The sequence below is a fragment of the Mesorhizobium comanense genome (assembly GCF_005503535.1).
Classification (GTDB): domain Bacteria; phylum Pseudomonadota; class Alphaproteobacteria; order Rhizobiales; family Rhizobiaceae; genus Mesorhizobium; species Mesorhizobium comanense.
This window is the reverse complement of the sequence record NZ_SCNN01000001.1, coordinates 443,313-461,875: the sequence shown is the minus strand read 5'-3', so window position 1 is coordinate 461,875 and position 18,563 is coordinate 443,313. Positions and strand designations below refer to the sequence as shown.

Genomic DNA, 18,563 nt, shown 5'->3' with positions numbered 1-18,563 from the left:
GTGCTGCCCCTCATCCGCCTGCCGGCACCTTCTCCCCGTATAGTGACGGGGAGAAGGGAGAAGCTCCCGCGCTGACGCCCCCCTCTCCCCGTTCTTCACGGGGAGAGGGTAAGGGTGAGGGGCAGCGCCAGCCCTTGGAGTTTAACGCCCGCCGATGACGCCGATATAGTCCGACACCCAGCGGTAGTAAGGCACGCACTGGTCGTTCTGGGTGGCGCATTTGGAGACCGGCGTCTTCCAGAACTTGATCTTGTCGAAATTGTCGTAGCCGTTGGTCTTGCAGCCTTCCTCGCCGAGCAGTTCGTTGCCCTTGCAGGCGGCGGGCACAACCGGCAGCGAGCCGAACCAGGCCGAGACGTCGCCCTGCACCTTTGGCGCCAGCGAATGCTCGAGCCACATATAGGCGCAGTTCGGGTGCGCAGCGTCGGCTTCCATCATGGTGGTGTCAGCCCAGCCGGTGACGCCTTCTTCCGGCACCGTCGAGGCGATCGGCTTCTTGGCGGCGACCAGCGTGTTGACCTGATACGGCCAGGACCCGGAGGCGACGACGCCTTCGTTCTGGAAATCGTCGACCTGGATGGCGGCGTCATGCCAGTAGCGGCCGACCAGCGTGCGCTGGACGCGCAGCAGCTCAAGGGCGGCCTTGTACTGGTCTTCGTTCAGTTCGTAGGGATCCTTGATGCCGAGTTCCGGCTTGTGGAACATCAGGTAGTTGGCGGCGTCGGCGATATGGATGGGACCGTCATAGGCCTGGACGCGGCCCTTGTTGGACTTGCCATCCGGCAGCTTCATCTCCTCGAAGACCACGTTCCAGCTCTTCGGCGCTTCCTTGAACACTTCGGTGTTGTACATCAGGATATTCGGGCCCCACTGGTAGGGAACGCCGTAATGCACCTTGTCGACGGTGAACCAGGGCGCGTCCTTCAGCCGGTCGTCGACATTCTTCCAGCTCGGGATGAGATCGGTGTTGATCGGCTGCACGCGCTTGCCGGCGACGAGGCGCAGCGAGGCATCGCCCGAAGCGGTGACGAGGTCGAAGCCGCCCTCGTTCATTAGCGAGACCATCTCGTCCGACGTGTTGGCGGTCTTGACGTTGACCTTGCAGCCGCTTTCCTTCTCGAAGGCGGTGACCCAGTCATAGCCCTTGTCTGTCTCGCCGCGCTCGATATAGCCGGGCCAGGCAACGATGTTGACCTGGCCTTCGCCCTTGCCGAGTTCCTTGACCTGGGCAACGGCCTGACCGGAGAAGGTCAGCGCAACCGTCAGCGCAGTGCATGACTTCAGGAATGAATTCATCATCGATCTCCCATTTTGGCGCTGATCCCGAAACCGCCCGGGTTTCGCCAATCATGCGCGGACTGAAAAAACTGTCAGTTCGTCCTATGGATCCGGTGCCGCTCTGATGGCGGCTTTGGTCCCTGAAATGGAAGGTGCTTGGAAAAATCCGGTTTCGCAAATTCATTTATCAGAAAGGCGATATCGGTTTTTCCGATATATCGATATACCGGATCAGGCACGTTGCCGGACGGTCCGCTGCGACTGGGCAAGGCCGATGAAATCGCGCGCGGCCTGCGGCAGGCCGGAGCCGCGCCGCCAGACCATGCCGACCTGCACCACCGGCAAGGAGCCGGAAATGTCGCGCGATTCGATGCGGTCGCCTTCCAGCGACCAGGGCCGGTAGACGAGATCGGGCAGCAGCGCGACGCCGGCGCCGGTGGCGACCAGGCTGCGCACCGCTTCCACCGAGCGGGTGCGGAAGGCGACATGCGGCCTGGCGCCGATCGCCGTCAAAAGCTTGCCGGTGTTCTCCTCGATTTCGTCGACGGTCAGCATGATCAGCGGCTCGGAGGCGATGTCACCGATGCCGATGATGTCGGCACTGGCCAGCGGATGGCCGAGCGGCAGCCACAGGCGATAGGCCGAGACCTCGAGGATTTCGGATTGCAGCGCGGTGCGGTCCCGCAGGTTGGAAGTGACCATGACGGCAATGTCGAGCTTGCCGCCAATCAGCAGATGTTCGAGATAGTCGCCATTGTCCTCGATGGCGGAGACGTCGACGCCCGGATAGGCGCGGCGATAGCGGGCAAGAAGGTCCGACAGCACATAGCCCGCAACCAGCGAGGTGACGCCGAGTTGCAGCCGGCCGCCGGCCACGGCCTGTTCGCCGGAGAAGGAACGGCGGGCGTCGGACACATCGGCCAGGATCTTGGTCGCGTGGCGCAGGAACTGGTGCCCCTTGTGGGTGATGTTGAGGCCGCGCGGATGGCGCTCGAACAGCTCGACGCCGAGATCGCTTTCCAGTTCCTTGATCGCTTCAGTGACCGACGATTGAGAGATGGAAAGGTTCTGCGCGGCGCCCGACACCGTGCCTTGCTCGGCCACGGCGACGAAGAACTGCAACTGGCGGATGGTGAAGGCCATGGGCGGACTAAACACCGCCGCGAACCGGAAAGAAAGCCGGCGGCCGGGCTTATCCCGCCGCTGGTGATCGGCTCAGCCGAACACCAGCCTGATGCGCCGCCGCCACGCGCCGCCATAGCGCAATGCGAGCATGAAAACCGTTTCCAGAGCCACGACGATGACGATGATGCGGAACCCCACGGTGAAATAATCCTGACCGCGACCATGCAGGAGATAGCCGGTCAGAAGAAAGCCCGCATTCCAGACAGCGGCGCCGAGCAACGTCGCCAGGGCGAAAGGCAGGGCCGGCAGGCAGAGCGCTCCCGCGGCGATCGGCAGATAATTGCGCACTGTCGGGATGAACTGCGCCAGCAGGGACACCCGGATATGATTTCGGCGATAGGCCTCGCCAAGCCTGCGATAGGTCGCCGGTCGAAGGAAGATGTATCTGCCGACCCGCTCGATCAGCCTGTCGGCACGATCGAATCCGATCCGACGGCCGACGGCATACCAGACAAGGCAGCCGGCGAAGGAGGCAAGCGTCGTCACCATGAGCAGTATCGCCAATGTCGCCTCGTCAGGCGCCGCCGTCATGCCGAGGAACAGCAGCAGCACATGCGAGGGCGGCACAGGCAGGATCTTCTCGGTGAAGGCGAGGCAGAAGACACCGAACAGACCGAGGCCGAGGACGGCAGAGAGCGGACCGGTCACGAGACGCGCCAATCATAGGTTTTGAGCCCCTTGATTCTGGAGACGCGATAGACCGTCGCCGGCGGGAAATTGCGGAAGGTATGGCCGACCCGCGTGACTTCGAGATCGAGCCGGTCAAGCAGCGACTGGTCGAAGGGGGAACGCCGGCCGAGCGTGAACTGATAGAGCGCCCCGCCGGGGCGGAGGTTCGCGAAAACACCTTCCAGGATGGCCAAGGTCTTGCGCGGCGAAATCAGCCGGAAGGGCAACCCGCTGACGGCGGCACCCACCACCGGCCCGGGGAACAGCGACAGATGCCGCAGGCCGACAGCGTCCATTTCGAAGATCCGCGCCGAGGGAAAGCGGCGCTTGAGCAGCGCGGCGAAATCCGGATCGGATTCGATCAGCGTCAGGTTCTCTTCTTTTACTCCACGCGCCAGCAGTGCCCGGGTGAACGGGCCGGTTCCAGGTCCGAGCTCCAGCACGGGGCCGGTCTCGGGACCGATGTCGCGCGTCATCAATGTCGCCAGGGTGGAGCTGGACGGCGTGACGGAGCCGATCCTGAACGGCGCCACGGTCCACGCCATGAGAAACGACAAGGCATCATTTGCAGACATAGCCAACCTCAATGCTGGGCCGCGGCGATCCTGCGGATCGGCGCGGCCGTTGGAATTTCTCGACTTCGGCGCCGGACCCGGAATCGGTTCCATGTCCGGGTCCGGCGCCTTTGGGGCCGGCATGCTGGCGGTTGCATACCGACCGGGGCTGTTTGGAGCGGCTGGATTGCATAGACATTGCGCAACATGACGGCCGGGCAGAAAAGACTTCCGGCGGCTGGCTGGCGCGTTTTGCCATGTTTGCGCAATGTTGGCGCTGTAGCGCGGCCTGACGGAGAGCCGCCAAGAAGGAACCGTGGATGCGTATCTTGCTGGTCGAAGACGAGCCTGAAATGGTCTCGGCGCTGCGCGCCGCGCTGAAGCGCCACGATATGGTGGTCGATCATGCCGGCTCGCTGCTCGAGGCCGAAGGCTTCGTTGCCGCCGACAGCTACGACGCCATTCTGCTCGACCGCCAGTTGCCCGATGGCGACGGGCTGTCGCTGGTACCGAGGCTGCGCTCCCGCAAGAACACCACGCCCGTGCTGATGCTGACGGCGAAAGGCGACATCTCGGACAAGGTCGACGGGCTGGACAGGGGCGCGGACGACTATCTGGCAAAGCCTTTCGCCTTCGAGGAATTGCTGGCCCGGCTGCGCGCGCTGCTCCGACGTCCGGCGCCCATGCAGTCGCAGTTCATCCGCGCCGGCCATCTCGTGCTCGATGTCGGTCACCGCGAGGCATCGATCGGCGGCGAGCCGCTTAGCCTGCCGCGGCGCGAACTGCTTGTGCTGGAAGCGCTGATGCGACGCACCGGGCGCATGGTGCAGCGCGAGGCGCTGATGGAGGCCGTGTTCGGCCTCGACGACGAGATCCAGTCCAACGCGCTCGACACCCATGTCTCGCGCCTGCGCCGCAAGCTTGCCGACGCCGATGCCGGGGTGACGATCAACGGCATTCGCGGTGTGGGCTACCTCTTGCGTGAAACGACATGAGCCTCAAGCCATGAGTATAAGGCGCCCGCGTTCGCTCAAATGGAGTTTGGTGCTGCGTATTGCCTTGCTGCAATGCGCGATGCTGACGCTGATCATCGTCGGCATTCTCGGCGCCCTGCTCGCCACCGGCCTCATTCCCCACGATTACGAGGACGGCACGATGGATGTGCTGGCCGACGCGGTGGCACGCGATGCCGGCGGCAAGCTTGTCCTCAACGAAACGCCTGACCTGACGAGGCTGCGATCCGGCGTTCCGGACCTGTGGTTCATTATCCGCGACAAGCAGGGGCAGCGGCTCCAGGAGGGCACGGTGCCTGCCATCTTCCAGCCTTTCGTCGGACTGCTCGACATTATCAGCGACGCCCGGATCGACCACGCGATCGGGGAGGCCGCGCCGCCGGATGGAAAAATCCGCTGGACCGACACGGCGGCCGGCAACGTCCAGATCTTCAGCGGCACCAAGGGCGGGCTTTCGCTGCTGCGCCTGCTCGGGCAAGCGCCGCAATTCTTCCTGCAAGGGATATTGCCGCTGGCCGGACTGATGGCGCTGGCCACGCTGTTCGCGACGCCCTGGGTGGTGCGCGGCGCGCTTTCGGGCCTTGGCCATGCCGCCGCCGAGGCCGAACGCATCGACATCGACCAGCGTGGCGTGCAACTGCCGCTGAAGGACGTGCCCAAGGAAGTCACGCCGCTGGTGAACGCGGTCAATGCCGCGCTTGCGCGCCTGGACAAGGGCTATGAGCGCCACAAGCGCTTCCTGACCGATGCCGCGCATGAGCTCAGGACGCCGGTGGCCATCCTCAACACGCGGCTGGCCTCGCTGCCGCCGACCCCAGAGCGGGCGCGGCTGCTGCAGGACGCGGCCAGGCTTTCGACGCTGACCGACCAATTGCTCGACCTGCAGCGCCTCGACCGGCAGTCCTCATCCTTCGAGAGCGTCGACCTCGTGGCGATCGCGCGCGGCGTCATCGTCGACCTTGCGCCGATGGCTTTCTCGGCCGGATATGAAATGGCGTTCGAACCCGAACAAGAAGCCCTCAAGGCCATCGGCGACCGGACATCGATCGAGCGCGCCGTGACCAATCTGGTCCAGAACGCCATCGAGCATGGCGGCCGCACCGGCAAGATCACGCTAAGCGTCGCCCGCCCGGCCACCATCGAGGTCCGAGACGAAGGCGGCGGCGTGCCGCCGGCCGAACGGGAACGCATCTTCGAACCTTTCTACCGGCTGCGCCCGATGGATCACGGCGCGGGCCTTGGCCTCAACCTTGTCCAGGAGATCATGCAGATGCATGGCGGACGCATCGAAATTCTCGACGGCAATCCGACCGGCGCCTGCTTCAGGCTGACCTTCCGCACGTCGTAGAGGTCCCGGTTCCAACAGGTCGAGCCTCTTTCATCAATCCTTGACGCCGGCGCATATCGTAACTAATTAAGTTACATGAAGCGCAACAGCCGGCTTTCCTCCACCTTGCACATTCTCGTCCACATGGCCGAGGAGCCCGGGCACGCACTGACTTCCGAGCAGCTTGCGACCTTCATCCACACCAATCCCGTGGTGGTGCGCCGCACCATAGCGGGCCTGCGCGACGCCGGCATCGTCACTTCGTCACGCGGGCATGGCGGCGGCTGGCTGCTCGGGCGAGCGCCAGAAGCCATCTCGCTGGCCGAGATCAGTGCTGCCCTTGGCGAAACGCTGCTACCGTTCAGCACCGAGCCGGAAAGCCCGGGATGCCTGGTCGAGCAAGCGGTGATCGCCGTGCTCGACGATTTCCGCATCGCTGCCGAAAGGCTGCTGGCGGAGAAGCTCAGCCGCATCACGCTGGCCGACCTGACCGCCGACTTCCGCCGCCGTTACGACCTCATTGGAGTTTCCAGCCATGCAATATGATCTTGCCGTCGTCGGCGGCAGCTTCGCCGGCCTGTCCGCCGCCATCCAGGCGGCGCGGGCCCGCCGCAAGGTGCTGGTGATCGACGCCGGCCAGCCGCGCAACCGTTTCGCCGAACATTCGCACGGCTTTCTCGGGCAGGACGGGCGCGCACCCGACGCCATCCTCGACGAGGCAAGACGGCAATTGCTGGCCTATCCGACAGCCAGGATCGTGACGGCGCGCGCGGACAAGGCCGTCGCCAACAGCGGCAGCGATTTCGAAATCTCCACCGATGGCCAGGAGACATTCGGCGCCGCGCGACTGGTGCTGGCGACCGGCGTGCGCGATATCCTGCCGGAGGTTCCGGGACTTGCCGGGCAATGGGGCAGGACCGTGCTGCACTGCCCCTACTGCCACGGCTACGAAGTGTCAGGCGGGCCGCTCGGCGTGCTCGCGACAGGCCCGATGTCCCTGCATCAGGCGCAGCTGATTTCCGATTGGGGCGACGTCACACTGTTCGGCAACGGACTGATCGAGCCTGACGCCGAGGAGATGCAGGCGCTGGAGCGCAGGAACATCCGGTTCGAGCCCGCCGCGGTCAGCGAGCTCAGGGAGGACGGCTCCGGCGGCTTGATGGTGCATCTCGACGGCGGCCGAAAGGCTGGTGTCCGCGCGATGTTCACGGCGCCACGCAACCAGATGGCGAGCCCGCTGGCGGAACAGCTCGGCTGCGGCTTCACGGACGGAATGCTCGGCCCGGTGATCACAGTCGACGAGAGGCAGCAGACGACGGTTCCCGGCGTCTATGCCGCGGGGGACGCGGCACGCGCGATGCACAACATCGCCTTTGCCGTGTCGGGTGGCGCCTTCGCGGGCGTGTGCGCCCACCAGTCGCTCGTCTTCGGCTAGAATCTGCTCGACTAAAACCGGGCCTCGCCGCCGGCGATGCTGAGCCGGGCTCCGGCCTGTGAAAGCGCGGCGCCGATATCGCGCGGCGGCGGCCGGTCGGTGGCGAGCTCGGAAAAGCCTTCGAAGCCGCAGACCTGGACCAGGCCCTGGCGGCCGAATTTGGTATGGTCGGTAATGACGAGCGAGCGCTGGCCGCGCGACAGCACCATGCGGGCGAATTCGGCCTCTTCCAGATCATAGTCCATCACGCCCGTGACAGCGTCCACGGCGCCGGTCGAGATGACCGCATGGCTTACCGAGAAGCGGCTGACGAACTCGATGGCCGAAGCGCCGAAGGCGGCCCCGGAATCGCTGCGCAGTTCTCCGCCGGCCATATAGACCTTGTTGCCGTTGACGGTGGCCAGCGTGCGGGCGATGTCGGACGAATTGGTGACCACGGTCAAGCGCCGGTGGCCGAGCAGTTCCCGCGCCAGGAACGATGTGGTGGTGCCGGTGTCGAGCATGATCGATTCGCCGTCGCGGATGGTGGCGGCGACCATGCGGGCAATGAGCCGCTTGGCGTCGGCATTCTCCCGCATGCGCCGTTCGAACGGCGCTTCGCCGACCATGGACGGCAACCCGACAGCGCCATGCATCTTGAGCACCGAGCCGTCGCTGGTGAGGGGCTTGACGTCGCGGCGAACGGTTTCGAGCGAAACGCCCAGCCGGTCGGCCAGGCTGGCGATGGTGACGGTGCCCTCTTCCTGCAGCAGCCGCAGGATTTCGCCATGCCGTTTCGAATGGGTCATTGGGTGCTTCCGGTCGCATCGTCGCGAAACAGTTGACCGCTTCTAAGGCAAAACCTCCGTGCAATACAAGAAATCTTGCCATCAACCGGTCATAAAAGCAGAAAAAGCCACAGAATCCCGTTGACATCTGATGTTGCGTGGCGTGACATTGGACGTGTGTCAGGCACGTACTGCCACGGGAGAATGATGGCAGAGCCGCATTTGAATTTGCACGCCCAAGGGCCTGGAGAGCGTCCGGCGCAGGGGCGAAAGGAATTTTTCGATCCGCGGGGGCGGATGCCGGCCTCGAAGAGCCCGGCACATGGGACTCGTCGGCGCGACGCGGGATACCGATCCGGCATGCCGCGCCGACGAGATCTTCACCAGGATGAGCATTCGTCGCAACGGCTCGCCTTCCCGGCGCGGCGCTGCCGATGTCCAAGCCGGCAGGACGCTGGTCGACAGGGGGCCGATCGATGACCGCAGAAGACCGCATCCGCGCCCTGCCCTGCTGGACCGGCAGCATCGAGATCGCGCCACTTCCAGGCGGGCTGAGCAATGCCAATTATGTCGTCACCGACACTGCCGGCAAACATGTCGTGCGTTTCGGCAGGGACTATCCCTTCCACCATGTCTTCCGCGAGCGCGAGGTGATGACCGCGCGCGCCGCGCATGCCGCGGGCTTTGCTCCGGCCGTCCACTATGCCGAACCCGGCATTCTGGTGACGGCATTTCTCGGCGCCAGGACCTATCAGGCGCAAGACGTGCGCGCCAACCTTGGCCGCGTCGCGGCCCTGATGCGCGGCTTCCATCGGGACATGCCGAACCACATTTCCGGCGCCGGCTTCATGTTCTGGGTGTTCCATGTCATCCGCGACTATGCGCGCACGCTGGAGGAAGGCGGCAGCCGCAAGCGCGCCGACCTGCCCCGTTTCCTGGCGCTGGCGGACGAACTGGAGCGGGCCCAGAAACTGCTGCCGATCGTCTTCGGACACAACGATCTTTTGCCGGCCAACATCCTCGACGACGGCAGCAAGCTGTGGCTGATCGATTTCGAATATGCCGGCTTCAACACGGCAATGTTCGATCTCGCCGGCGTGGCCTCGAACGCCGGCATGAGCGATGAGGAATCCTTCGCCTTCCTGACCGCCTATTTCGTGAAGGAGCCGGACGAGGCGATCCGCCGCTCGCACGCCGCCATGCAATGCGCCTCGCTGCTGCGCGAGGCGATGTGGAGCATGGTGTCCGAACTCTATCTCGACGCGCCGGGCATCGATTACGTCGCCTACACCGAGGAAAACCTGACGCGGCTCGATGCGGCGCTGGACAACTACCGGACCAAATACGGGATCCTGAAACCATGACCTTGCCTGACCGGGCCGCGATCGTCGTCATCGGCGGCGGCATCATCGGCTGTTCGACAGCCTATCATCTGGCGCGCGACCACAAGGCCGACGTCGTGCTTCTGGAACAAGGCAAGCTGACCTCCGGCTCGACCTGGCACGCCGCTGGCCTCGTCGGGCAATTGCGTTCCTCGGCCTCGATCACCCGCGTGCTCAAATATTCCGTCGACCTCTACAAGGGGCTTGAGGCCGAGACCGGGCTCGCAACGGGCTGGAAAATGACCGGCTGCCTGCGGCTCGCCACCAACGCCGACCGCTGGACCGAATACAAGAGGCTGGCCACGACGGCAAAAAGCTTCGGCATGGACATGCAGCTTTTGTCGCCGGCCGAGGTCAAGGCGATGTGGCCCTTGATGGAAACCGGCGATCTCGTCGGCGCTTCCTGGCTGCCGACCGACGGCCAGGCGAGCCCTTCCGACATCACGCAGTCGCTGGCCAAGGGCGCGCGCATGCATGGCGCCAGGCTTTACGAGGATGTGCGCGTCATCGGCTTCGAGATGAAGGACGGCTGCATCACCAAAGTGAAGACCAGCCAGGGAGACATCGCCTGCGACAAGGTGGTGAACTGCGCCGGACAATGGGCGCGGCAAGTGGGCGCGATGGCTGGCATCAACGTGCCGCTGCAGCCGGTCAAGCACCAGTACATCATCACGCAGAAGATCGACGGGCTGGCGACCGACGCGCCGACGCTGCGCGACCCGGACCGGCGCACCTACTTCAAGGAGGAGGTCGGCGGCCTGGTGATGGGCGGCTATGAGCCCAATCCGCAGGCCTGGACGACTGATCTCCCCGGGGGCGACGTTCCCAACGACTGGGAGTTCCGGTTGTTCGACGACGACTACGACCATTTCGAACAGCATATGAGCCAGGCGATCGCGCGCGTGCCGGCGCTGGAAACCGTCGGCGTCAAGCAGATGATCAACGGGCCGGAGAGTTTCACGCCGGACGGCAATTTCATCCTCGGCGTGGCGCCGGAATGTTCCAACATGTTCGTCGGCGCCGGCTTCAACGCCTTCGGCATCGCCTCGGGCGGCGGCGCCGGCTGGGTGCTGGCGCAATGGGTGGTCGACGGCGAGGCGCCGCTCGATCTCTGGGTGGTCGACATAAGGCGTTTCTCCAGCCTGCACCGTGACCGTCAATGGGTGCGCGAGCGCACGCTGGAGGCCTATGGCAAGCACTACACGATCGGCTTCCCACATGAGGAATATACGAGCGGACGGCCGCGCATCGTCTCGCCGCTCTACGACAGGCTGAAGGGACATCGCGCCGTGTTCGGCTCCAAACTCGGCTGGGAGCGGCCGAACTGGTTCGCGCCGCAAGGCGTCGAACCACAGGATGTCTACTCGATGGGCCGGCAGAACTGGTTCACGGCCGTCGGTGACGAACACCGGCATGTGCGCGAGAAGGTCGGCATCTTCGATCAATCGTCCTTTGCAAAATACGAACTGACCGGCCCCGACGCGGTGAAGGCGCTGGACTGGATCTGCGCCAACGACGTCGGCAAGCCGGCCGGCCGGCTGACCTATACGCAACTCCTCAACACACGCGGCGGCATCGAGGCCGACCTGACCGTGGCGCGGCTGGCCGAGGAGACATTCTACATCGTCACCGGTACGGGCTTCCGCACGCATGATGCCTCTTGGATCCGCGACCATATCGGCGAAGGACTCGACGCGGAACTGACCGACGTCACCGAGAATTTCGGCACGCTGTCGCTGATGGGGCCGCTCGCGCGCGACGTGCTGTCCGATGTGACCGATGCGGATGCGTCGAACGCGGCCTTCCCGTTCGGCCATGTCCGCGAAATTACCATTGCCGGCCACATGGTCCGGGCGTTGCGCGTCACCTATGTCGGCGAGCTCGGCTGGGAACTGCATGTGCCGATCGCCGCCACCGGCGAAGTCTTCGATGCCTTGATGACCGCCGGCAGGAAGCACGACATCCGGCCGGTCGGCTACCGGGCGCTGGAATCGCTACGTCTCGAGAAAGGCTATCGCGCCTGGGGTTCCGACATCACCCCCAACGACACGCCGCAGGAGGCTGGGCTCGGCTGGGCGGTCAAACTCCGGAAAAACACCGATTTCGTCGGACGGCGCGCTTTGGAGAAGGCCAGCGGCGCTGCCTTGAAAAAGCGCTTTGCCGGCTTCACGGTCGACGATCCCGAAATCGTGCTCGTGGGCCGCGAGACCATCCTGCGCAATGGCGAACCGGTCGGTTACCTGACCAGCGGCGGCTACGGCTACACGGTCGGCAAGAACATCGGCTACGGCTATGTGCGCAACGCCGATGGTGTGAGCGATGATTTTCTCGCCACCGGCAGCTACGAACTCGTCGTGGCGATGGAGCGGACGCCGGCCAGGATCCATCTCGCGCCGATGTACGATCCGCAAGCCGAGAGAGTGAAAGCCTAGAGCCGTTCAACGCTTCACGGAATCGTTGAACAACTCCAACTCTTTGTTTTTACGCAATTCCCAAGGGGAAGCGCTTCGCGCTTCTCCCGGGAAAACCGTTTCACACTTTTCCTGGAATTGCTCTAGTTCACACGCAGCACGAGGCCGCGGCTGGGCACGGTGTCGGCCTCGCCGGGCATGGAGACGTAAGGGCGCGTTTCCTCGATGCGGGTGATCCGGCCTTGCGCCTCCAACTCGGCGATGCGCGCGGCAAAGCCGTGATCCCAGAGCGTGTTCTTGACCGTGAGCACGATCACCCCGCCCGGCCGGCAGATGCGGATCAGTTCATCCAGCCCCTCGGCGCCGACATGGCCCGATGTGAACACGCCTGCGGAGATGATGCCGGCATAGGCGCCATCGGCAAAAGGCAGGTCGCCGCCAAGCGCCTGACAATGCAACGCCGAATAGACGCCCTTGCGCGCGGCCTGATCCAGCATGCCTCGCGAAATGTCGAGCGCCTCGACATCGGGATAACCGGCAATATCAAGCCATTCGCCGATCAGCCCGGTACCCGCGCCGGCGTCGAGCAGCGGGGCAGCGCCGCGCGGCAGATGGCGCGCCAACAGAGCAAGACAGATGGTCGGGTGGCGGTAGCCGGCGGCCGACATGTCGGCGTCGTAGGTTTGCGACCAGCGATCATAAAGTGCGGCCACTTCTTCGGGCCGCTTGGCCGCGTAGACTTCGCCGAGCGCGCCCTGATGTTTGCTGTCCGCCACTGCCCAATCCCTTTGTCTGGCGGGGATGATAGCCAAACGGGGAAAATTGTGGAACCGTTGCGGCAAAGAAATAACGGCGTGGGGGCGCGGAGCATGACGACAGACGAGGCGCGGGCAAGACTGGCCGCCATTCCGGTGCTGGCCGGCTATACAGGGCCGCTCGACCGGCTTGGCGGCCTCACCAACCTTGTCTTCAAGGCCGGCGATTTCTGCCTGCGCATTCCTGGCAAGGGCACGGAGGAATACATCAACCGAGCCAATGAAGCGGTCGCGGCGCGCGAAGCGGCGACAGCCGGCGTCAGCCCTGAGGTGCTGCATGCCGATGCCGCCACCGGCCTGATGGTGACACGCTATATCGAGGGGGCCGAGACCATGTCGCCGGAGAAATTCCGCGACAGGCCGGGCAGTCCGGCGCGCGCCGGCGAGGCTTTTCGCAAGCTGCACGCGTCCGGCGCGGTGTTCCCCTTCCGCTTCGAACTGTTCGCGATGATCGACGACTATCTCAAGGTGCTGTCCACCAAGGCGGTTGCCCTGCCCGCCGGCTATCATGACGTAGTGCGCGAGGCCGGCGGCGTGCGCGCAGCCCTTGCCGCGCACCCGCTGCCTCTCGTCGCCTGCCACTGCGATCCGCTCTGCGAGAACTTCCTGGACACCGGCGAACGCATGTGGATCGTCGATTGGGAATATTCGGGCATGAACGACCCGCTCTGGGATCTCGGCGACCTGAGCGTCGAAGGCAAGTTCGACGCCGTCCAGGATGAAGAGATGATGCGCGCCTATTTCGGCGGCGAAGCCAGGCCGGCCGAGCGCGGCCGCGTCGTCATCTACAAGGCGATGTGCGACCTGTTGTGGACGCTGTGGGGGCTGATCCAGCTCGCCAACAACAATCCGGCCGATGACTTCCGGGCCTATGCCGACGGCCGTTTCGCCCGCTGCAAGGCGCTGATGGAGACCCCGGACTTTTCAAGGCACCTGGCTGCGGTACGCGAGGGCTAGTTCACACCCTTCGGCACGTTCTCCGGCGGCACCGTGGTGTCGACCACCTTCTGACGGTGGAAGATGAACAGGCCGGCCAGAACGACGATGCCGGAGCCGATCAGGATGCGCGGGCCGGGAACGTCGCCGAAGAACACCAGTCCGAACACCACGGCCCACAAGAGCAGCGTGTAGTGCAGCGGCGCAAGCGTTGAGGCCGGCGCCAGCTTGAGCGCCCTGGTGATCATCAGATGCGCCGCGCAGGAGACGACGCCAAGCAGGAGCATGGCGCCGAAATCGAGCGCCGAAGGCGTCTGCCAGGTGCCAATGGTCAGCACGCCGCCGACCAGCAGCGTGCCGATCGTCTGCCAGGTCACCAGATTGGTGTCGCTGGTGCCGCGCAAGCGCCGGCTGAGGATGATGGCGAAGGCGAAGGCGATGCTGCCGACCAGCGCAAAGCTCGACGACAGGGAGAATGCGGCGGACGATGGCTTCAGCATGATCAGCACGCCGCAGAAGCCGAGCAGGATCGCCAGCCAGCGGCGCCAGCCGACCTTTTCACCCAGCAGGAAATGCGACAGCGCGGCCACATAGATCGGCCCGGCCATGTAGAAGCTCATCACGTCGGCAAGCGGCAGATAGACAACGGCGGCATAGAACAAAGCGGTGTCCAGCGTCGTCGCCGCCACGCGCAGGATCTGCAGCCCGGGCCGTTCCATCCGGAACAGTCTGCCGGCGCCCTGATTGGCGATCATCGGACCGAGCACGATGAAGGCACCAATCGAACGGATCAGCACGACCTGGCCAACGGAGAAACTGGCGACCAGCCATTTGCCCATCGCATCGTTGAGAGCGAACATGAAGTCGCCCGCCAGCATCAGCAAGATACCGGCCAGAAGCGCGTTCCTGATTGTGAAGTTCCGCGTCACGGGTTGCGTCATGCCAATCCCGATTCCTCTTTGCCCGAGCCGCCTCGTAGACGGAAGCGGCGGCTTTGACGAGGAGAAAACCGGAAAAGCGCAAGGCCAGGGCCAGAAATCGGCTGGCTCTCGCCGGTTTTGCTACTTCGGCTGCGGCCTGACGATGATCGGCCGATAGATCACCGGCCGGTCCCAGGGATCGAAGGTCGGCATGCTCCTCAGTTCGGCGCGGCGATCGAGATCGATGCGCTGCAGGCATTCGGCGAACGCGTCGTTCTTCTTGAGGAACCCGTAGGACCGGCACTTTGCCTCATCGGCGGCACGCCGATCCTGCGCCGACATCGCCGTACAGCCGGCGCAGATCACCGCCAGCACCGTCACCGTCACTGCCTTGCGCCACATGAAAACCTCCTCGGATTAAAGTGGAGGTTTTTTGTAAACTTATTCGCGACGAAGACGAAGCGGGCGATTTGATGCAGACAGCATGTCCTATTGGGCCTGACCGGGCACGCGGTGACGGCGGTTCACCTGCGAGGGCCTGCCGGCAATGGACAGCCTGGTGTCCTGCCTCGTCCGTTGCGCAACCACCTTGCCCCTGGCGATGACGCAGATGCGCTCGGCACGCAGGCGCAGGGCCTCGACCGGATTGCCGGCGTCGAGGACGACAAGGCTGGCGCGCTTGCCGACGGCAAGGCCGAGATGATCGAGCCCCATGATGGCGGCGTTGACGCTGGTGACCATATCGAAACAGCGCGCCATGTCGGCCGGGCTCGACATCTGGGCTATATGCAGGCCCATGAAGGCGACGTCGAGCATGTCGGCAGTGCCCAGCGAATACCAGGGGTCGAGCACGCAATCCTGGCCCCAGCCGACACGGATGCCGAGAGCCAGCATCTCCTTGACCCGGGTGAGGCCGCGGCGCTTGGGGAAGGTGTCGTGGCGGCCCTGCAGCATGATGTTGATCAGCGGATTGGGAATGGCCGACACACCGGCCTCGGCGATCAACGGCAAGAGCTTGGAGACATAGTAATTGTCCATCGAATGCATCGAGGTGAGATGCGAGCCGGCCACCCTGCCCTGCAGGCCGAGCCGCGCGGTCTCATAGGCGAGTTGCTCGATATGGCGCGACAGCGGATCGTCGGTCTCGTCGCAATGCAGGTCGACCATCAGGCCGCGCTTTGCCGCGATCTCGCAGAGTTCGGTCACCGACCTTGTGCCATCGGCCATGGTGCGTTCGAAATGGGGGATGCCGCCGACGATGTCGACGCCCATGTCGAGCGCGCGGATGGTGTTCTGCCGAGCCGTCGGCGAACGGTAGAGGCCGTCCTGCGGAAAGGCCACGAGTTGCAGATCGATATAGGGCGCCACCGTCTTCTTGACGTCGAGCAGCGCCTCGACCGCAAGCAGCCTGTCGTCGCAGACGTCGACATGGGTGCGGATGGCGAGCAGGCCCATCGACACCGCCCAGTCGCAATAAGAAAGCGCGCGGTCGCGCACCGCTTCATGCGTCAAAAGCGGCTTCAGTTCGCCCCACAGCGAAATGCCTTCCAGCAGCGTGCCCGAAGCGTTGATGCGCGGAATGCCGTAGGAGAGCGTGGCATCCATATGGAAATGCGGATCGACGAAGGGTGGCGATACCAGACTGCCGCTGGCGTCGACCTCGGTTCGCGCGGAACCTTGCAGTTTCGGCTCGATCGCCGCGATCGTTTCGCCGCTGATGCCGATATCGGCAACCCGGCCATCCAACAGCGTGCCGCCACGAACGATAAGGTCGAAATCCATCTGTCGTCATCCTATTTCCAGAATCACCCAACCATGGTGACGCAAAAGACAGCTTGCCGCAGCCGTTTCTTTAGTCGGCCGTGAAAGGTTCCCTCTGGCGGTAACTCGCTCTATAAGCCGCTTTTAGTCCACGCAGCGATCGGCTTCGGACTCAAGGCCATAAGTCGCAAACCATGGAAGTCCCGTGTGAACTTGAACTTGACGTTCCTGAAACGCGACGAGCGCTCGATGGAGAACCAGCGCCTTATCGCAAGGCTGCTCAGGGAATCCTTCCGCCAGCACCGGGCGGGCTACGGCGCGGCCATCCTGTCGATGCTGGTAGTGGCCGGCATGACGGCGGCGAGCGCATGGATCCTGCGCGAAATCACCAATGAATTCGTCATCGACAAGAGGGTCGATCGCGTCAACATGATCGCCGTGGCGGTCGCCGGGATCTTCATCGTCAAGGGCCTCGCCAACTTCGTCCAGGCCTATTTCATGAGCCGGGTCGGCAACGCCATTATCGCCGACCGGCAGCGCAAGATCTACGACCGCATCCTGGCGCAAGGCATCGAGTTCTATCATTCGACCTCCTCGTCCGACCTGATCACGCGCATGACCAACAACGCCCAGGCGGCGCGCAACGTGCTCGACCTCATCGTTACCTCCTACGTGCGCGATCTCGTGACCCTGGCTGCCTTGATCGGGGTCATGGTCTGGCAGCAGCCGGCGCTGTCGCTGATCTGCTTCGTCGTCGGCCCCGTGGCCATCTATGGCGTCAACCGCATCCTCAAGCGGGTGCGCAAGTTCGCGGCCATGGAGTTCCGCTCGGTCGGCCAGATCGTGCAGGTGATGCAGGAAACCGCGATCGGCGTGCGCGTGGTCAAGTCCTTCAACCTCGAGGGGCTGATGCGCAAGCGCATGTACAGGGCGGTCGCGGATGTCGAGGACCGGGCCAACAACATCGCCGCGCTGGAGGCGGTGACCAACCCCGTCATGGAGACGCTCGCCGGGCTGGCGATCGCCGGCGCCGTCATGGTCAGTGGCCTGCTTGTGCTGCAGGGCGGCCAGATGCCCGGCAATATCATGGCCTTCATCGCGGCGCTGCTGCTTGCCTATGAGCCGGCAAAGCGTCTCGCGCGCGTCCGCATCTCCCTGGAAAGCGGCATTGTCGGCGTGCGCATGATGTTCCAGCTCGCCGATGAACCACTGACGCTGGCCGAAAAGCCGGATGCCAGGCCGCTCAAGGCCGGGCCTGGCGAGATAAGGTTCGACGCCGTCAGCTTCGCCTACCAGAACGGCCCGCCGGTGCTCGACCGGTTCGACCTGACCCTGGCCGCCGGCAAGATGACGGCGCTGGTCGGCCCTTCCGGCGGCGGCAAGTCGACGATCCTCAACCTGATCATGCGCATGTATGACCCCAAGAGCGGCCAGGTGCTGCTCGACGGCCAGGATATTTCGCATGCCACTCTCGCCTCGCTCAGGGAAAAGATCGCCTATGTCAGCCAGGAGACGTTCCTTTTCGCCGGCACGATCATGCACAACATACGGCTTGGGCGAGAGGGCGCGACCGACGAAGAGGTGATCGCCGCGGCCAAGGCCGCCAACGCGCATGATTTCATCATGGCGCAGGCAAAGGGTTACGAAACGGATGTCGGCGAGAATGGCGGCCTGCTCTCGGGCGGCCAGCGTCAGCGCATCTCGATCGCGCGCGCCATGCTGCGCAACGCCGAAATCCTTCTGCTCGACGAAGCGACCAGCGCGCTCGACGCCGAATCGGAAGCGCTGTTCCGCGACGCGCTGCAACAGTTGACCGAGGGACGCACGACGATCGTCATCGCGCACCGCCTGTCGACCGTGCATCAGGCCGATACGATCGTGGTGCTGGAAGGCGGCAAGGTGGTGGAGAGCGGACCGCACCGCGCCCTGCTCAAGCAGGGCGGGCTATACCAGAAGCTCTACGAGTACCAGCTGATGCCGTAGCACACTCTTCCCTTCTCCCCCTGCGGGAGAAGGTGGATTGCCGCGAAGCGGCAAGACGGATGAGGGGTGTTCCAGGGAACGCCAACGTCTCACTCCGCTGGAACACCCCTCATCCGTCGCCTGCGGC

Annotated in this window: 17 protein-coding genes; 8 read left to right on the top strand and 9 right to left on the bottom strand. The window is 64.4% G+C overall.

The genetic code is table 11. The features are described 5' to 3' along the window. Window positions 1–141: 141 nt before the first annotated feature. From FFS37_RS02175 to FFS37_RS02160, 4 genes are all read right to left on the bottom strand, one after another. Window positions 142–1,296, bottom strand: coding sequence for an ABC transporter substrate-binding protein (locus FFS37_RS02175; protein ID WP_137929282.1), 1,155 nt, complete (start codon window positions 1,294–1,296; stop codon window positions 142–144). Window positions 1,297–1,509: 213 nt separating this feature from the next. Next, the gene (locus tag FFS37_RS02170) at window positions 1,510–2,421 is read right to left on the bottom strand and encodes a LysR substrate-binding domain-containing protein (RefSeq protein ID WP_137929281.1); all 912 of its coding nucleotides are present in this window, start codon (window positions 2,419–2,421) and stop codon (window positions 1,510–1,512) included. Between the two features lie 72 nt (window positions 2,422–2,493). Further along, window positions 2,494–3,111: a DedA family protein gene (locus FFS37_RS02165; protein WP_137929280.1), complete on the bottom strand. Its 618-nt coding sequence runs from the start codon at window positions 3,109–3,111 to the stop codon at window positions 2,494–2,496. Then, complete coding sequence (locus tag FFS37_RS02160) at window positions 3,108–3,707, bottom strand: class I SAM-dependent methyltransferase (RefSeq protein WP_137929279.1); 600 nt, start codon at window positions 3,705–3,707, stop codon at window positions 3,108–3,110. The genes FFS37_RS02165 and FFS37_RS02160 overlap by 4 nt, the downstream gene beginning before the upstream one ends. A 299-nt stretch (window positions 3,708–4,006) precedes the next feature. On the opposite strand from FFS37_RS02160, the gene FFS37_RS02155 reads away from it, so the two are divergent. The 4 genes from FFS37_RS02155 (at window position 4,007) to FFS37_RS02140 (ending at window position 7,461) form a co-directional block, all read left to right on the top strand. Then, window positions 4,007–4,681, top strand: coding sequence for a response regulator transcription factor (locus tag FFS37_RS02155; RefSeq protein ID WP_137929278.1), 675 nt, complete (start codon window positions 4,007–4,009; stop codon window positions 4,679–4,681). Window positions 4,682–4,691: 10 nt separating this feature from the next. Beyond that, window positions 4,692–6,047, top strand: a complete 1,356-nt coding sequence (locus tag FFS37_RS02150; RefSeq protein WP_137929277.1) for a sensor histidine kinase — start codon at window positions 4,692–4,694, stop codon at window positions 6,045–6,047. A 75-nt stretch (window positions 6,048–6,122) separates the two neighbouring features. Further along, window positions 6,123–6,572: an RrF2 family transcriptional regulator gene (locus FFS37_RS02145; RefSeq protein ID WP_137929276.1), complete on the top strand. Its 450-nt coding sequence runs from the start codon at window positions 6,123–6,125 to the stop codon at window positions 6,570–6,572. Next, window positions 6,562–7,461: an NAD(P)/FAD-dependent oxidoreductase gene (locus FFS37_RS02140; RefSeq protein WP_137929275.1), complete on the top strand. Its 900-nt coding sequence runs from the start codon at window positions 6,562–6,564 to the stop codon at window positions 7,459–7,461. The genes FFS37_RS02145 and FFS37_RS02140 overlap by 11 nt, the downstream gene beginning before the upstream one ends. 11 nt (window positions 7,462–7,472) lie before the next feature. Here the strand turns inward: FFS37_RS02140 and FFS37_RS02135 are convergent, their stop codons facing one another. Next, window positions 7,473–8,249 (bottom strand): DeoR/GlpR family DNA-binding transcription regulator, encoded by a 777-nt coding sequence (locus FFS37_RS02135; RefSeq protein ID WP_137929274.1) that lies wholly within the window; start codon window positions 8,247–8,249, stop codon window positions 7,473–7,475. A gap of 455 nt (window positions 8,250–8,704) precedes the next feature. Here FFS37_RS02135 and FFS37_RS02130 point away from each other — a divergent pair, with 455 nt between their 5' ends. Continuing rightward, window positions 8,705–9,592, top strand: coding sequence for a phosphotransferase family protein (locus FFS37_RS02130; protein ID WP_137929273.1), 888 nt, complete (start codon window positions 8,705–8,707; stop codon window positions 9,590–9,592). Continuing rightward, a complete protein-coding gene (locus FFS37_RS02125) occupies window positions 9,589–12,042 on the top strand; it encodes a GcvT family protein (RefSeq protein WP_137929272.1) in 2,454 nt (817 codons plus the stop codon). The genes FFS37_RS02130 and FFS37_RS02125 overlap by 4 nt, the downstream gene beginning before the upstream one ends. Before the next feature lie 122 nt (window positions 12,043–12,164). On the opposite strand, the gene FFS37_RS02115 is transcribed toward FFS37_RS02125, so the two are convergent. Continuing rightward, window positions 12,165–12,797: a class I SAM-dependent DNA methyltransferase gene (locus FFS37_RS02115; RefSeq protein ID WP_137929271.1), complete on the bottom strand. Its 633-nt coding sequence runs from the start codon at window positions 12,795–12,797 to the stop codon at window positions 12,165–12,167. A gap of 93 nt (window positions 12,798–12,890) precedes the next feature. Here FFS37_RS02115 and FFS37_RS02110 point away from each other — a divergent pair, with 93 nt between their 5' ends. Continuing rightward, complete coding sequence (locus FFS37_RS02110; protein ID WP_137929270.1) at window positions 12,891–13,793, top strand: phosphotransferase family protein; 903 nt, start codon at window positions 12,891–12,893, stop codon at window positions 13,791–13,793. Here FFS37_RS02110 and FFS37_RS02105 read toward each other — a convergent pair. The 3 genes from FFS37_RS02105 to FFS37_RS02095 all read right to left on the bottom strand — a co-directional run bounded on the left by FFS37_RS02105 (window position 13,790) and on the right by FFS37_RS02095 (window position 16,474). Further along, a complete protein-coding gene (locus FFS37_RS02105) occupies window positions 13,790–14,713 on the bottom strand; it encodes a DMT family transporter (RefSeq protein ID WP_137929269.1) in 924 nt (307 codons plus the stop codon). The genes FFS37_RS02110 and FFS37_RS02105 overlap by 4 nt on opposite strands. 120 nt (window positions 14,714–14,833) lie before the next feature. Then, the gene (locus FFS37_RS02100) at window positions 14,834–15,094 is read right to left on the bottom strand and encodes a hypothetical protein (RefSeq protein WP_137929268.1); all 261 of its coding nucleotides are present in this window, start codon (window positions 15,092–15,094) and stop codon (window positions 14,834–14,836) included. 87 nt (window positions 15,095–15,181) lie between these two features. Then, window positions 15,182–16,474: an amidohydrolase family protein gene (locus FFS37_RS02095; RefSeq protein ID WP_137929267.1), complete on the bottom strand. Its 1,293-nt coding sequence runs from the start codon at window positions 16,472–16,474 to the stop codon at window positions 15,182–15,184. Window positions 16,475–16,681: 207 nt separating this feature from the next. Between FFS37_RS02095 and FFS37_RS02090 the strand changes: the two genes are divergently transcribed. Next, window positions 16,682–18,436 (top strand): ABC transporter ATP-binding protein, encoded by a 1,755-nt coding sequence (locus FFS37_RS02090; protein WP_137929708.1) that lies wholly within the window; start codon window positions 16,682–16,684, stop codon window positions 18,434–18,436. Window positions 18,437–18,563 lie beyond the last annotated feature (127 nt).

Bases quoted from the DNA above. Each gene is read 5' to 3' on its own strand.
- FFS37_RS02170 (WP_137929281.1), bottom strand. From the start codon at position 2,421: ATGGCCTTCACCATCCGCCAGTTGCAGTTCTTCGTCGCCGTGGCCGAG.
- FFS37_RS02110 (WP_137929270.1), top strand. From the start codon at position 12,891: ATGACGACAGACGAGGCGCGGGCAAGACTGGCCGCCATTCCGGTGCTG.
- FFS37_RS02150 (WP_137929277.1), top strand. From the start codon at position 4,692: ATGAGTATAAGGCGCCCGCGTTCGCTCAAATGGAGTTTGGTGCTGCGT.
- FFS37_RS02105 (WP_137929269.1), bottom strand. From the start codon at position 14,713: ATGACGCAACCCGTGACGCGGAACTTCACAATCAGGAACGCGCTTCTG.
- FFS37_RS02145 (WP_137929276.1), top strand. From the start codon at position 6,123: ATGAAGCGCAACAGCCGGCTTTCCTCCACCTTGCACATTCTCGTCCAC.
- FFS37_RS02095 (WP_137929267.1), bottom strand. From the start codon at position 16,474: ATGGATTTCGACCTTATCGTTCGTGGCGGCACGCTGTTGGATGGCCGG.
- FFS37_RS02130 (WP_137929273.1), top strand. From the start codon at position 8,705: ATGACCGCAGAAGACCGCATCCGCGCCCTGCCCTGCTGGACCGGCAGC.
- FFS37_RS02175 (WP_137929282.1), bottom strand. From the start codon at position 1,296: ATGAATTCATTCCTGAAGTCATGCACTGCGCTGACGGTTGCGCTGACC.
- FFS37_RS02125 (WP_137929272.1), top strand. From the start codon at position 9,589: ATGACCTTGCCTGACCGGGCCGCGATCGTCGTCATCGGCGGCGGCATC.
- FFS37_RS02135 (WP_137929274.1), bottom strand. From the start codon at position 8,249: ATGACCCATTCGAAACGGCATGGCGAAATCCTGCGGCTGCTGCAGGAA.
- FFS37_RS02160 (WP_137929279.1), bottom strand. From the start codon at position 3,707: ATGTCTGCAAATGATGCCTTGTCGTTTCTCATGGCGTGGACCGTGGCG.
- FFS37_RS02155 (WP_137929278.1), top strand. From the start codon at position 4,007: ATGCGTATCTTGCTGGTCGAAGACGAGCCTGAAATGGTCTCGGCGCTG.
- FFS37_RS02100 (WP_137929268.1), bottom strand. From the start codon at position 15,094: ATGTGGCGCAAGGCAGTGACGGTGACGGTGCTGGCGGTGATCTGCGCC.
- FFS37_RS02140 (WP_137929275.1), top strand. From the start codon at position 6,562: ATGCAATATGATCTTGCCGTCGTCGGCGGCAGCTTCGCCGGCCTGTCC.